General features: G+C 63.8%; 12 protein-coding genes. 4 read left to right on the top strand and 8 right to left on the bottom strand.

Annotated features, from left to right (window positions below):
* Positions 1-79 precede the first annotated feature (79 nt).
* Positions 80-871 (bottom strand): RNA methyltransferase, encoded by a 792-nt coding sequence (locus tag BLR66_RS06325; protein WP_093281523.1) that lies wholly within the window; start codon positions 869-871, stop codon positions 80-82.
* Positions 872-994: 123 nt separating this feature from the next.
* Between BLR66_RS06325 and BLR66_RS06330 the strand changes: the two genes are divergently transcribed.
* Positions 995-1,819 carry an inositol monophosphatase family protein gene (locus BLR66_RS06330; RefSeq protein WP_093281526.1) on the top strand — a complete coding sequence of 275 codons (825 nt, stop codon included), beginning with the start codon at positions 995-997 and terminating at the stop codon, positions 1,817-1,819.
* A gap of 174 nt (positions 1,820-1,993) precedes the next feature.
* On the opposite strand, the gene secF is transcribed toward BLR66_RS06330, so the two are convergent.
* The 6 genes from secF to BLR66_RS06360 form a co-directional block, all read right to left on the bottom strand.
* On the bottom strand, positions 1,994-2,959 hold the full coding sequence (gene secF / locus BLR66_RS06335; RefSeq protein WP_093281530.1) for a protein translocase subunit SecF: 966 nt from the start codon (positions 2,957-2,959) through the stop codon (positions 1,994-1,996).
* A 15-nt stretch (positions 2,960-2,974) separates the two neighbouring features.
* Entirely contained in the window at positions 2,975-4,867 is a 1,893-nt protein-coding gene (secD, locus tag BLR66_RS06340) for a protein translocase subunit SecD (RefSeq protein ID WP_093281535.1), read from the bottom strand.
* A 110-nt stretch (positions 4,868-4,977) separates the two neighbouring features.
* A complete protein-coding gene (gene yajC / locus BLR66_RS06345) occupies positions 4,978-5,319 on the bottom strand; it encodes a preprotein translocase subunit YajC (RefSeq protein ID WP_093281540.1) in 342 nt (113 codons plus the stop codon).
* Positions 5,320-5,540: 221 nt separating this feature from the next.
* Positions 5,541-6,647 (bottom strand): tRNA guanosine(34) transglycosylase Tgt, encoded by a 1,107-nt coding sequence (tgt, locus tag BLR66_RS06350; RefSeq protein WP_093281544.1) that lies wholly within the window; start codon positions 6,645-6,647, stop codon positions 5,541-5,543.
* Between the two features lie 127 nt (positions 6,648-6,774).
* Positions 6,775-7,836 (bottom strand): tRNA preQ1(34) S-adenosylmethionine ribosyltransferase-isomerase QueA, encoded by a 1,062-nt coding sequence (gene queA, locus BLR66_RS06355; RefSeq protein WP_093281549.1) that lies wholly within the window; start codon positions 7,834-7,836, stop codon positions 6,775-6,777.
* Positions 7,837-7,847: 11 nt separating this feature from the next.
* On the bottom strand, positions 7,848-8,282 hold the full coding sequence (locus BLR66_RS06360) for an Lrp/AsnC family transcriptional regulator (RefSeq protein ID WP_093281553.1): 435 nt from the start codon (positions 8,280-8,282) through the stop codon (positions 7,848-7,850).
* Between the two features lie 117 nt (positions 8,283-8,399).
* On the opposite strand from BLR66_RS06360, the gene BLR66_RS06365 reads away from it, so the two are divergent.
* The 3 genes from BLR66_RS06365 to upp all read left to right on the top strand — a co-directional run bounded on the left by BLR66_RS06365 (position 8,400) and on the right by upp (position 13,358).
* Positions 8,400-9,896, top strand: a complete 1,497-nt coding sequence (locus BLR66_RS06365; protein WP_093281558.1) for an aminotransferase class III-fold pyridoxal phosphate-dependent enzyme — start codon at positions 8,400-8,402, stop codon at positions 9,894-9,896.
* A gap of 395 nt (positions 9,897-10,291) precedes the next feature.
* A complete protein-coding gene (locus BLR66_RS06370; protein ID WP_093281562.1) occupies positions 10,292-12,619 on the top strand; it encodes a TonB-dependent receptor plug domain-containing protein in 2,328 nt (775 codons plus the stop codon).
* Positions 12,620-12,725: 106 nt separating this feature from the next.
* Positions 12,726-13,358 carry a uracil phosphoribosyltransferase gene (gene upp, locus BLR66_RS06375; RefSeq protein ID WP_093281566.1) on the top strand — a complete coding sequence of 211 codons (633 nt, stop codon included), beginning with the start codon at positions 12,726-12,728 and terminating at the stop codon, positions 13,356-13,358.
* A gap of 161 nt (positions 13,359-13,519) precedes the next feature.
* Here the strand turns inward: upp and BLR66_RS06380 are convergent, their stop codons facing one another.
* Positions 13,520-14,410, bottom strand: coding sequence for an MBL fold metallo-hydrolase (locus tag BLR66_RS06380; protein ID WP_093281570.1), 891 nt, complete (start codon positions 14,408-14,410; stop codon positions 13,520-13,522).
* Positions 14,411-14,532 lie beyond the last annotated feature (122 nt).

Genomic DNA, 14,532 nt, shown 5'->3' on the forward strand with positions numbered 1-14,532 from the left:
ACCAGGCTGTACGCAACGTCAGGGCTCGCATCAACGACAGGTACGAGACTAGCCGAAAGCTCCCTTCACGGGTAGCGATTCAGCTCCGACTCTCTCCGGCCAGCCGCGCCATGCGCTGCGCGTCGGCCAGGATGCCGCGCAATAACCGGACCTCCTGCTCGTTCAGATTGGAGCGCAGGAACAGCCGCCGCAGCTTGCGCATGGCCGATTCCGGGGCCCGGCCCTTGTGGAAATCGATATCGTCCAGGGTTTCCCCCAGCTGTGCGAAAAAACCCTCCAGCTGCGCGTGATTGGCCGGCGTCTCGTGGTTTTCCTCGGCCGCAAGGGGCGCCGCCTCTCCCGCGGCGAGCAAGGCCACCCGCAGTTCGTAGGCCAGCACCTGCACGGCCGCAGCCAGGTTGAGCGAGCTGTATTCGGGATTGGCTGGAATATGCACCGAGGCGTGGCAGAGCTGCAGCTCCTCGTTGCTCAGTCCGGTGCGCTCGCGGCCGAACACCAGCGCCGTCTCGGCCCGGCGGGCCAATGCCGCTACACGTTCGCCCGCCACCCGGGGGTGCAATTCCTCCAGCGCCACCCGCCGGCTGCGCGCCGTGCAGCCCAGCACGAAGGTGCAGTCGGCCACCGCTTCGGCCAGGGTCGCCACCACGCTGGCCGAGGCCAGCAGATCGTCGGCACCGGCGGCCCGGCGAAAAGCCTCGTCCGCCGGGTACTGCTCCGGCGCCACCAGCACCAGTTTCGAAAGCCCCATGGTCTTCAGCGCGCGCGCCGCCGCACCGATATTGCCGGGGTGCTGGGTGCCGACCAGCACGATGCGGATACGGCTGGCGGCGGTTGCCGGGAGCGATTCTTGCGATTCGGCGGGAATGTTCATGGGCGTAGAGGAGTGTTCGTGGGCACAGATGTTAAACTGCGCGCGCCGGTCTACGCGCCGTGCCGCTCTTTAACCACTCGTTCCGTCCCACCCGTCTGCCTGTCCGCCCGAGGTCTGTCGCCCATGCTGAATCCTGTCATCACCATCATGGTCAAGGCCGCGCGCCAGGGGGGCAACGTCCTGTTGCGCAACATCAACAAGCTCGACGCCCTGAGCGTGGTGGAAAAGGGACGCCTGGACTACGCCAGCGAAGTGGATGCGGACGCCGAAAAGGCCGTCATCAAGGAACTCAAGCGCGCCTACCCGGACTATTCGGTGCTGGGCGAGGAAAGCGGCGGCCAGGCCGGCAAGAACGGGCGCTACACCTGGGTCATCGACCCGCTGGATGGCACCAGCAACTACCTGCGGGGCTTCCCGCACTACTGCGTTTCCATCGCCCTGGTCGATAACGGCGAACCCACCGACGCGGTGATCTTCGACCCGCTGCGCAACGAGCTGTTCACCGCCAGTCGCGGTAGCGGCGCCCAGCTCAACGAACGCCGCATCCGCGTCACCGACCGCAAAGACCTGGCTGGCGCCACCATCGCCACCGGCTTCGCCCCGCGCGAACGCGCCCGCGCCGGCCCGCAGTTGGAATGCGTGCGCGAACTGCTGGTGCAGGCCGAGGACGTGCGCCGCACCGGTTCTGCCGCGCTGGATCTGGCCTATGTGGCCTGCGGCCGCAGCGATGCCTATTTCGAAGCCGGCGTGAAAGCCTGGGACATCGCCGCCGGCGTGCTGCTGGTGCGCGAGGCCGGCGGCAAGGTCTGCGACTACCGCGGCGCCAACCTGGCGCGAATGGATTTCCAGGGCGCCAAGGACCACCAGGTCGTGGCCGGCAACATCAAGGTCTGCGAGGCGCTGCAGAAGGTTATCGTGACTTCGGGCTACGCCGCCAGCTTCAACTGACCGCGCGCGGCTTCTGTAGGAGCTGCGTAAGCTGCGACTCAGCCGGGGTCAGAGCAAGCCGGATTCGTGGCATGTTTTGGATGCCGGTCGCAGCTTACGCAGCTCCTACAAGGACCCCAGCATGAAAAAAGGCCGCGAATTTCGCGGCCTTTTTATTGCGGTGTCGGCAGGCTTTTATGGCCGGCGGGCCAGCGCCGCTTCTTCCCGCGCCTTCGGCAGCAGATCCTGCTTGGTGACCTTCAGGAACCAGATGGTCAGCAACGGACAGGCCACGAAGATCGAGGAGATGGTGCCGATCACGATGCCCAGCATCTGCGAGATCGCCATGCCTTCCAGCGAACCGCCGCCGTACAGGTACAGCGCCAGCACAGTGAGGAAGGCCACGAACGAAGTGATGATGGTGCGCGACAGGGTCTGGTTGACCGAACGGTTGAGGATCTCCACCGGTTCGGCGCGCAGACTGCGGAAATTCTCGCGCACGCGGTCGAACACCACGATGGTGTCGTTGATCGAGAAACCCATCACCGACAACAGGCCGGCCAGCACGGTCAAGTCGAACTCGCGCCCGGTCAGGGCGAAGAAGCCGGCCACGATCAGCACGTCGTGCAAGGTGGTGAGGATGGCCGCCACCGCGAACTTCCACTCGAAGCGGAACGAGATGTAGATCAGAAAGCCGACCACCACGAAGATAAGCGCGTAAAGGGCTCTCTCAGCCAGCTCGTTTCCGACCTGTGGTCCGACGAACTCGTTGCGCAGCATCTTGGCGACGTTGTCCGGCGTAGAGGCGGCCGCCACTACTTCCTTGACGGTAGTGTTGTCGCTGCCGGAGCTGCTCTGCCCTTCGCGGGGCTGCAGACGGATGAGCAGGTCGCTACCGGTGCCGAAAGTCTGTACCTGGGCGCTGGTGTAGCCGGCCGCGGCAAGTCGTTCGCGCACTCCATCCACTTCCGGCGCTTTGTCGAAACGCAGTTCGACCACGGTGCCGCCGGTGAAATCCAGCGCGTAGTTGAAGTTCTTGAATGCGATCGCGCCGACAGCGACGACCGCCAGCAACAGCGCCACGGCCAGCGACACCCAGCGCAACCGCATGAAGTTGAAGTTGGTGTCGTTGGGTATGAGATGCAACGGGAAAAGTTTCATGGTCGGTGTGTCCCGTTAGATGGCCAGTGACTTGAGCTTGCGGCGGCGGCCGTAGATCAAGGTGGCGATGCCGCGCGATACGGTGACGGCAGTGAATACGGAGGTCAGAATGCCGATGATCATGGTCACCGCAAAGCCTTTCAGCGGCCCGGTGCCGAAGGCGTACAGCGCCACGCCTGCCAGCAGAGCGGTCATGTTCGAATCGAAAATAGTGCCCGAAGCCTTGTCGTAACCGGTGGCGATGGCCGCCAGAGGCGGCACCCCGGCGCGCAGCTCTTCGCGTATTCGCTCGTTGATCAGCACGTTGGCGTCCACCGACATGCCGATGGTCAGCGCCAAACCGGCGAAACCGGGCAAGGTCATGGTGGCGCCGAACATCGACATCACCGCGACCACCATCACCAGGTTGAGCAACAGCGCCACGCACGTGATCAAGCCGAACATGCGGTAATAGACAAGAAAGAACGCCAGCGCGAACAGGAACGAGAACATCACCGCTTTGGTGCCGCGCTCGACGTTCTCCGCACCCAGGCTCGGGCCGACCACGCGTTCTTCGATGAAATCCATCGGCGCGGCCAACGCGCCGGCCTTCAACTGCTCGGCGAGCTTATTGGCTTCCTCCTTGCCCAAACCGGTGGTCTGGAAGGTCTTGCCCAGCGGTTCCTTCGTCGTGGCGGAGCTGATTACGTACTCATCGACGCGCGAAGACCTGACTTCCTTGCCATCCACGACGCTGAGAGTCGGAACGCGTTCGACGTAGACGATGCCGATGCGCTTGCCCACGTTGTCGATGGTGTGGTCGAACATGCGCTTGCCGCCGGCGCCGTTGAGCGTGATCAGCACCGACGGCGATCCGGTCTGCGAATCGGTCTGGGGCGCGGCGTTGACCAGCTGGTCGCCGGATACGAGCAAACGCTTGGACAGCAGGAGCGCCTGCTTGTTCTGGTCGTAATAGATGCGCGAATCGCCGGGAATATTGCCATCGCGCAAAGCGGCGGCGGCCGCGGCTTCGTCGCCGGTAACGGCCCTGAATTCCAGGGTGGCGGTCGCGCCGATGATGTCCTTGGCGCGCGCGGTGTCCTGCAGGCCCGGCAGCTCTACGACCAGCCGATCATCGCCCTGCCGCTGCAACACCGGTTCGGCGACGCCGATGGCGTTGACGCGGTTCGCGATCACCGTGCGGTTCTGCTCGATCGCATTGGAAGCGATGCGTCCCAGCTCGGCCGCAGGCAAAGTCACCATCACCTGCTTGCCTTCGGTCGTGTAGGAAAAGCCGGCGGACAAACCAGGCACCGCAACTCCGCCGTCGCTGGTGCCGGTCAGATTCTCGGAGATCAGCTGGCGCGCCTTGGCGGCGTCGTTTTCCGATACCAGGGTCACTGCGATGTGGGAATCGTCCAGCTTGTTGACGGCGGTGTAGCCGACCTTGTTGTCGCGGAGAATCACCCGGATGCTGTCGAGGTAGGACTCGATCGTTTTCGCCAAGGCAGCCTTCTGGTCGACCTGCATCAAGAAATGCACGCCACCCTGGAGATCCAGGCCCAGCGACATGGGCCTGGCATGCAGCGCTTCCAGCCACGCAGGCACGGTCGAAGCAAGATTCAAAGCGACCGAATAGTCGTCGCCCAGTTCGGGCCGCAGCGTGTCGGCCGCCTTGGTTTGGACGTCCGCACTGGCAAGCCTCACCAACAGGTGGTCCGACTCCAGGTCGATCGCTTTCGGCACCACGCCGACCTTCTTCAGTCCGGCTTCCACCCGTTGGCGCAAGGCCTGGTCCACGGCGAAACCGCGGCTGGGAGTGATCTGAACGGAACTGTCGGAGGGATAGAGGTTGGGCAGCGCATAAAGCCCGCTCAGCACCACTACCAGCAGGATGGCGACGTATTTCCAGCGTGGGAATTCAAGCATCGGAGAGTTCCAGGTCGAACTTTACCCAGGCAGGCGCAACGCCGGCCGGGAGGTTGGATACCGCGAAGACCGGACGCTCCTTGCGGGCAGTCCGGCTCATCGCAGCGTGATCAAGCGGACTTGAGCGTGCCCTTGGGCAGCACGTTGCCGACTGCGGCCTTCTGCACGCGCACGCGCACGTTGTCGGCCACTTCGACGGTGACGAAGTTGTCGCCGATGTCGGTCACGGTGCCGGCGATGCCGCCCGAGGTGATCACTTCGTCGCCCTTGGACAGCTTGTCCAGCATGCCGCGGTGTTCCTTGGCGCGCTTCATCTGCGGACGGATCATCAGGAAGTACATCACCGCGATCAGAATGATCGGGAACAGCAGCATGCCGAATCCACCACCGGCGGGAGCAGCGCCAGCGGCCTGGGCATGGGCGGTGGGAATCAGGAAATCGAGCAGGTTCATCAGGTCATCCGATAGGGCCGAAAACAGCCGGGAATTATGCCATGGGGGCGGCCCGGCGTCCCCGCAAGCAGGGAAATTGCCTCAAATCCACCGAAAATCCCCCAACGGCAAGGAAAAGACCTTCGATTCGCGCAAAGGTTCCACCTCCCACCCTGGCCGTAGGTCGGCCCTACGCGGCCGACGCCCCGCGATGCCACAGGAATCCGAGTCCCAACGCCGCTCTACTCCCTGGCCGCATAGAAATCCGCCCTGAACTTCTCGAACCGCCCCTGCCCGATCGCTTCGCGCATACCTGCCATCAGCCGCTGGTAGTACCAGAGGTTGTGCAGGGTGCCCAGCATGGGCGCCAGCATCTCGTTGCAGCGGTCCAGGTGGCGCAGATAGGACCGGGTGAAGCCGTTGCGGCAGGCGTAGCAGCCGCAGCCGGGCTCGATGGGGTCCAGATCCTGCTCGTACTTGGCGTTGCGGATGCGCACCGTGCCGGTGGAGGTGAAGTAATGGCCGTTGCGCGCATTGCGGGTGGGCATGACGCAGTCGAACATGTCCACGCCCCGCGCCACCGCCTCCACCAGATCCTCGGGCCGGCCTACGCCCATCAGGTAACGCGGCCGGTCGGTGGGCAGCAGCGGGTGCATGTGTTCCAGCATGGCGTTGCGCTCGTGTTCCGGCTCGCCGACCGCCAGGCCGCCGATGGCGTAGCCGTCGAAGCCGATTTCCTGCAGGCCTTCGGCCGATCGCGTGCGCAGATCCGGATGCACTCCGCCCTGCACGATGCCGAACAGCGCCGCATCGTTGCCTTCGTGCGCGTTCTTGCTGCGCAGCGCCCAGCGCAGGCTCAGCTCCATCGAACGCGAGGCGACTTCTTGCGTCGCCGGATACGGCGTGCATTCGTCGAAGATCATCACGATGTCCGAATCCAGCGTTTTCTGGATGCGCATGCTTTCTTCCGGACCCAGGAACACCTTGCTGCCGTCCACCGGCGAATTGAAGGTGACGCCCTGCTCGGTGATCTTGCGCTGGTGCGCCAGCGAGAACACCTGGAATCCGCCGGAGTCGGTCAGGATGGGTTTATCCCAGCGCGCGAAACCGTGCAGGCCTTCGTGCTTGGCGATGACGTCCAGGCCGGGCCGCAAATACAGATGGAACGTGTTGCCGAGGATGATCTCGGCGCCCAGTTCCTTGATGTGCTCTGGCAGGATGCCTTTCACCGAACCATAGGTACCCACCGGCATGAACGCCGGCGTTTCCACGGTGCCGCGCGGAAAGGTCAAACGCCCGCGGCGGGCTACGCCGTCGGTACCCAGCAGTTCGAAGGACATGCGGCTCATGCGGGGACCTTGAGTTCGTCATTCCCGCGAAGGCGGGAACCCAGTGACTTGGTTTTGGACTTCATGAAATGCAAAGTCGCTGGGTCCCCGCCTTCGCGGGGATGACGACCCGAACACTCGTTGCACTTCATTGCCTGTGCTCCGGAAACAGCAACATCGCATCCCCATAGGAAAAGAACCGGTATTTCTCCCGTACCGCGTGCTCATAAGCCGAAAACACACGGTCCTTGCCCGCGAACGCGGACACCAGCATCAGCAGCGTGCTTTCCGGCAAATGGAAGTTGGTCAGCATCGCATCGACGCTGCGGATGCGGTAACCCGGGAAAATGAAGATCTGCGTTTCGCCAGCGAACGGCTGCAGTTCGCCATTGCGCAGCGCCGATTCCAACGCACGCACCACCGTCGTACCCACCGCGATCACCCGTCCGCCGCGGGCGCGGGTGGCGCGCACCTGCTCCACCAGCGCAGCGCCTACGTTCAGCCACTCGCTATGCATGCGGTGTTCGCGCACATCGTCCACGCGCACCGGCTGGAAGGTGCCCGCACCTACATGCAGGGTGACGTGGCCGAACTCGATGCCTTGCGCGCGCAGGGTTTCCAGCAGCGCATCGTCGAAGTGCAGACCGGCGGTCGGCGCGGCCACTGCACCCAGTTCGCGCGCGAACACGGTCTGGTAACGCTCATCGTCGTCGATGCCTGGATCGCGATGGATGTACGGCGGCAGCGGCAAACGGCCCGCCTTCAGTAACCAGCTTTCCAACGCGCCGTCGACGTGGAAACGCAGCTGGTAGAACTCGCCGTCGCGTCCCAACACCTCCGCTTCGCCGCCCGCATCCAGGGCGATGCGTCCGCCCGGCTTGGGCGATTTGCTGGCGCCGATCTGCACCCGCGCCCGGTTGTCCGGCAGCAGGCGCTCGATCAGGATTTCCACCCGTCCGCCGCTTTCCTTCTGCCCGAACAGCCGCGCCGGAATCACGCGTGTGTCGTTGAACACCAGCAGATCGCCCTTGCGCAGCAATTGCGGAAAATCGCGTACTTGCCGATCCGCAAACGGCGCGTCGCCCGGCGGCACCACCAGCAGGCGACTGGCGGAACGCTCGGCCAACGGCTGCTGCGCAATCAGCTCGGGCGGCAGTTCGTAGTGGAAATCGGATTTCTTCAACGTGATGGGCCCTGGAAGGCCGCGCATTGTACGTGAGGCTAGCGCTCGAACTTGGTGGAAAGGATCAACGCCGAGGTGGTGCGTTCGACACCGTCGATTTCGCCGATGCGATCGGTCAGCACATCCATTTCGGCCATGGTGGGCACCACGCCCAGGGCGATCAGGTCGTAGGAGCCGGTCACCGAGTGCAGCAGGCGCAGCTCCGGCATGGCCCGCAGCGCCTTGGTCACCGCCACCATCTGCTTGGGCTGCACCGCGATCATGATGTGGCCGCGGATCTGGCCGTGTTCGTATTCGTCGGCCAGGCGCACCGCATAGCCGCTGATCACACCCTGGCGCTCCAGACGGTCGATCCGGCTTTGCACGGTGGTGCGCGAGAGCCCGAGCCGACGAGCGATGTCTGCGGTGGAGGCGCGGGCATTCTCGCGCAGCAGGGAAAGCAGCAACTGGTCTGCAGGGGTGATCTTCGTCATGGGCTTAATTTTCGTCGATTAGACGAAAATTACCATGAAACAGTCGAATCATCACTATCAAACGACGAAATTATCCCGATAATGGTCCGCTTGCCGCCAAATAATATGGAGAGCGCCATGACCCTGATCGAAAAACTCGCCCCGCTGCGCGCTCATGCGGGCAAACGCATGACCACCGGTCTGGACGACGCCACCCTGCTGCGCCTGGCCAAGTCGCACCCCGATCTGGAAGCGGCAGTCGCAGCCGCGGCCGCCGAACACGAAAACCTGCGCGATGAATTCGCCGATCTGTTCGCCCTGGACGAGGACGCGCAGCTGCGCGCCGTGCAGGGCGGCTACATCAACTTCTACGCCGAAGACGCGGTCAACCCCTACGTCGCCCTGGCCGCGCGCGGCCCATGGGTGGTCACCATCAACGGCGCTGTGCTGTACGACGCCGGCGGCTACGGCATGATCGGTTTCGGGCACACGCCCGAGGCGGTGATGGAAGCGATGGCGCGCCCGCAGGTGATGGCCAACATCATGACCCCCAGCCTGTCGCAGCTGCGCTTCGACCGCGCGTTGCGCAAGGAGATCGGCCACACCCGCGGCGGTTGTCCGTTCGCCAAGTTCCTGTGCCTGAATTCCGGCTCCGAATCGGTCGGCCTGGCAGCACGCATCGCCGACATCAACACCAAGCTGCAGACCGATGCCGGCGCCAAGTACGCCGGCCGGACGATCAAGCGCGTGGTGGTGAAAGGCAGCTTCCACGGTCGCACCGAACGCCCGGCGCTGTATTCGGATTCCTCGCGCAAGGCCTATCAGCAGTACCTGGCCAGCTACCGCAACGAAGATTCGGTGATCGCGGTCGATCCCTACGACGCCGAAGCGTTGAAGCGCGTGTTCGCCGACGCCGATAGCAAGGGCTGGTTCGTCGAAGCCGTATTCCTTGAGCCGGTGATGGGCGAAGGCGACCCTGGCCGCTCGTTGCCGCCGGCTTTCTATGCGGTCGCGCGCGAACTGACCCGCAGCCACGGCAGCCTGCTGCTGGTCGATTCCATCCAGGCCGGCCTGCGCGCGCACGGCGTACTGTCCATCGTGGACTATCCCGGCTTCGAAGGCCTGGATGCGCCGGATATGGAAACCTATTCGAAGGCGCTCAACGCCGCGCAGTACCCGCTGTCCGTGCTCGCCGTGAACGAACGCGCCGCCGGCCTGTACCGCAAGGGCGTGTACGGCAACACCATGACCAGCAACCCGCGCGCGCTGGACGTGGCCTGTGCGGTGCTGAACCTGCTGACCCCGCAATTGCGCGAGAACATCCGCAAACGCGGCGCCGAAGCCATCGAGAAGCTCGAGAAGCTGAAATCCGAACTGGGCGGCCTGATCACCAAGGTACAGGGCACCGGCCTGCTGTTCTCGTGCGAACTCGCCCCGCAGTTCAAGTGCTACGGCGCCGGCTCCACTGAAGAATGGCTGCGCGAACGCGGCCTCAACGTCATCCACGGCGGCGCCAACTCGCTGCGCTTCACCCCGCACTTCGCGATGACGGCCGATGAGTTGGACCTGCTGGTCGGCATGGTCGGGCAGGCGCTGCGCGAAGGTCCACGCCTGTCTCAGGCGGCAGCCGCCTAAGAGCCGGCGCAACCGCACTCAACTGTAGGAGCGGGCCCTGCCCGCGACGCTCTTCGATGGAAAAGCGTCGCGGGCAGGGCCCGCTCCTACAATTGCACTTCCTTCTCTCGCTTTGGCTTTGCAAAGCTGCCTGGCGAAACATTGAAGCGATTCCGCGATGCGTTCTCCGCATGGGCGGACCTGACGGGCCGAATCGTCTGCGCATCGAATCGGGGACTTCTACGTCCACAATATGAACCCCGCATGTCAGTTGCGTGATCGGGACGCCATTGCCGCGGATTGCGCGAACCGGAAACAAAATTGAAACCCGAACCGCGCCGCTCTCCACGCGCGTCATATTTCCGCCACAACCCTCCCGTAGAACATGCGGATTAACTTCACGGGGAAGCGTGGCAATGAAGAAAAACCTACTGGCGGCAGGCCTGTCGCATGCCTTGGCCTGCGCGGCGTTCGCGTCGTGCCCGGCAGTCGCACTGGCGCAGACGGCAACGCAAACGCCAGACGGCGCCAGCGAGGCCAAACAACTGGACACCATCGTGGTGCAGGGCGAAATCACCTACCGCAACCGCACCGACGACACGGCTCCGGTGCTGTCCTACGACCTGGAATATTTCCAGCGCTTCGAGCCGTCCACCGTCGGCGACATGCTCAAGCGCCTGCCCGGCGTGACCTTCGTCGGCTCCGACATCATGGAATTCGACGGCGTGATGATGCGCGGCATGGCTGCCGGCTACACGCAGGTGCTGATCAACGGCAAGAAGATGCCGGGCGCCGGCGACGACCGCTCGTTCTGGGTGGACCGTATCCCGGCGGAAATGGTCGACCACATCGAAATCCTGCGCAGCACCAGCGCCAACCGCAGCGGCGACGCCATCGCCGGCGCGATCAACATCGTACTGCGCGATGCCTACGCGTTCGACGGCAGCTACCTGCGCCTGGGCCTGAACCGCTGGTACGACGGCGAAGTGAATCCGACCTTCGGCGCGGTGACCAGCGGCGAAGCCCTGGGCGGGCGCCTTCTCGCCGGCATCAACGTGCAGGACCGCTACCGCGCCAAGATCAAGCGTTCGGACCGCTTCGGCGACCCGTCGATGGAAGAACTGGTCAGCTTCGAGGACCAGACCGAAGTGAAGGACGGCCGCGACTACTCGGCCAACGTTTCCTATACCGCCGACGTCGGCGAAACCGGACGCTTCAGCGTCGATGGCTTCTACGTCAAGACCGACCGCGATGTTGAAGAGGTCTCGCACGAGGTCGAGTTCGACGACGAGGACGTGATCGAAGCCAACGTGCCGGGCTTCAATCCCATCGACCAGAAGAACTGGGGCATCGGCGCCGAGTACCGCGTCGATATGGCCGGCGGCACCACCGAGTTCGACCTGGATTACGCCAAGTTCGAGGACAACAGCGCCGAGCGCGAGGAGTCGCACGAGTACGTCAACGGCGAGTGGGACGCCTCCGAAGCCGAGGCTTCGGCCGTGCAAGCCGACGACACCGAAACCAGCTTCAAGATCGCGCACAAGCGCCCGGTCGGCGGCACCGAGCTCGAGTTCGGCGTGGACTACCGCAAGAAGAAACGCGACGTCGTATACACCAACTACGAGTGGGAAGCCGAAGAAGAAGGCGACCCGGTCGTGTACGAACTCGATGGCACCGTCGGCTCGCTGATCGAGGAAACCCGCGTCGATCCCTATGTCATGCTGACCGGCAAGGGCGAGGTGTTCTCGTGGGAAGCCGGCCTGCGCTACGAAACCACCAAGTCCGACATCCGCTACAGCGAGGACGACGAAGTGGAAGGCGCCGCCAGCAACGACTACAACGAACTGCTGCCGTCGCTGCACCTGAAGTGGGACCTGACCGATGCCGATCGCATCAGCCTGTCGCTGGCCAAGAGCGTCAAGCGGCCGAACTTCAACGAGCTGATCCCGGCCGTGCTGGACGGCGAATTCGGCGACAACGACTACATCGGCAATCCGCTGCTGGACCCGGAAACCGCTAACGGCATCGACCTGGGCTTCGAACACCGCCTCGGCAAGCACGGCGTGATCGGCGTGAACTTCTTCTATCGCGACGTGAAGAATCTGATCGAACTGGTCAACACCGGCGAGTTGAGCGAAGACGCGCAGGACACCTACGAGGAAGAGCTGGAAGAATTCCTCGAGGAGAATCCCGGCTCGACCGAGGACGATTTCGAATTCGACCCGGAAAGCTGGCTGTTCACCTCGGCCAACGTCGGCGACGGCAAGGTCTACGGCGTCGAGTTCGATCTTTCCACGCCACTGACCGCGCTGGGCATGCCGAACACCGGCGTGTTCCTGAACTACTCCTACCTCAATAGCAAGGTCACCGACTTCATCGGCGAGCGCCGCTTCAACGACCAGGCCAGAAGCGTCTACAACATCGGCTTCATCCAGGATCTGCCGTCGTGGGCGGCCAGCTTCGGCGCGACCTACCGCAAGCAGGGCGACGCCTTCAGCCGCATCCTGGCCGAGGAGGTGACGGTCAAGTACGGCGACGATCTGGAAGTATTCGTGGAAAAGCGCTTCGGCAAGACGCTCTCGGTACGGCTGAGCGCGGCCAACCTGCTGGATGCGTCGAAGGACGAATACTTCCACAAGTTCGACAACGAGGCCGACCAGATCGACCGCGACTACGACGAATACGAACTGGAATCCGAAGAGGCAGGCCCAAGCTATCAGCTGGTCATGCGCTGGGCGTTCTGATTAGCTAGCCGTGGGAGCGCCGGGACGGCGCTCCCACGTCCGATTTCGACAGTGCGTCAGGCTTGAGGCAGACTGGGACTTGTCATCCTTGCCGATAACCTCCTCCATGAAAATCGTCGAAGTCCGCCATCCGCTGGTCCGTCACAAGATCGGCCTACTGCGCAACGCCAGCCTCAACACCAAGGATTTCCGCGAGCTGGTGACCGAGCTGGGCACTCTGCTGGCTTACGAGGCCACCACCGATCTGGAAACCGAACCCGAAACCATGGCCGGATGGGCCGGCCAGGTGCAGGTGCAGAAGATCGCCGGCGCCAAGATCACCCTGGTGCCGATCCTGCGCGCGGGATTGGGCATGTTGCCCGGTGTGCTGGCGCTGATTCCGACCGCGCGGGTCAGCGTGGTCGGCCTGCAACGCGATGAGGAAACCCTGCAACCGGTGCCCTATTTCGAACGGCTGACCGGCCGTTTGGAGGAACGCGATGCGCTGATCCTGGACCCGATGCTGGCCACCGGCGGCACGCTCATCGCCACCATCGACATGCTCAAGCGTGCGGGCTGCCGGCGGATTAAGGGCATTTTCCTGGTCGCCGCGCCGGAAGGGCTGGCGGCTTTGGAGAAAGCGCATCCCGATGTGGAGATATATACGGCCGCCATCGACGAGCGGCTCAATGAACGCGGTTACATCCTACCCGGGTTGGGCGATGCAGGCGATCGGATTTTCGGGACGCGGATCGGATGAGATTCTCCCTTCTCCCTCCGGCGCCCGAAGGGTGTGCAGGGCTGAGAAGGTGGCGCGAAGCGACGGATGAGGGTACGGCGGAGTCCATATGGTTCAAACATCATGGACTCCGCCGTACCCTCGCCCCAACCCCTCTCCCGTTGGAGAGGGGCTAAAAACGATCAAGCCGCCAGCGACCGCGCGTGCAACTCAGCCACTTCGTGCGTGGTGCCGAAGCGGCCCTTCTCATCCCGCGTCACCTGCGCCAACGCGCATTGCGTGTCGTGGGTGAAGAACAGATGCACGTTGCGCGCCAGCTTGTCTTCCAGAAACGCGCGCTTCTCGTCGATCAGCAGTTCCGCATTGCGGTCGTAGCCCATGGTGATGGGCACATGCACCCAGGAACGTCCCGGAATCAGATCGGCGCAGAACACCACGCCGCCGTGCGCCTGGCCATCGACGATTTCGGGGCCGACGATTTCCGCCAGCATCAGCCCCGGTGTGTGGCCGTCGCTGTAGCTGAAACGCACGCTGTCGCCCAATGCCTGTGAATGCTCGCCTTCGACGATCTCAAGCCGCCCGCTGGCCTGCAGCAAGCCCGGCAGCTCGGGAATGAAACTGGCGCGGTCGCGCGGATGCGGATGCAGTGCGCGTTGCCAGTGCTGCGCGCCGACCACGTAGGTCGCGTTGGGGAAAAGCAGCTCGGGCGCCCTGCCCTCGGCCCATGGCGCCAGCAGACCGCCGGCATGGTCGAAGTGCAGATGGCTCAGTACGACGACATCCACTTCCTCATGGCTGAAACCAGCGGCGGCCAGCGACTCCAGCAATACATGCTGCGGCTCCTGCACGCCGTAGCGTTCGCGCAGTTTCGGTTCGAAGAACGCGCCGATGCCGGTTTCGAACAGCACGGTCTTGCCGTTGAGCGGACTGGCCAGCAAGGCGCGGCATGCCAGCGCGATGCGGTTTTCCTGGTCCGGCGGCGACCACTTCTCCCACATCGCGCGCGGCGCATTGCCGAACATCGCGCCGCCGTCGAGTTTTTGCGAATTGCCTAGCAGTGACCAGAGTTTCATGACCCGATTGTACTCCCGCCTTTTGTAGGAACTCGTAGGAACTCGCAGGAGCGACGTGAGTCGCGAAACCAATGGCATTGGCCTTCGCGACTCACGTCGCTCCTACGACAGCTCTACGACGC

Source organism: Pseudoxanthomonas sp. CF125 (genome assembly GCF_900104085.1).
Taxonomy (GTDB): Bacteria; Pseudomonadota; Gammaproteobacteria; order Xanthomonadales; family Xanthomonadaceae; genus Pseudoxanthomonas_A.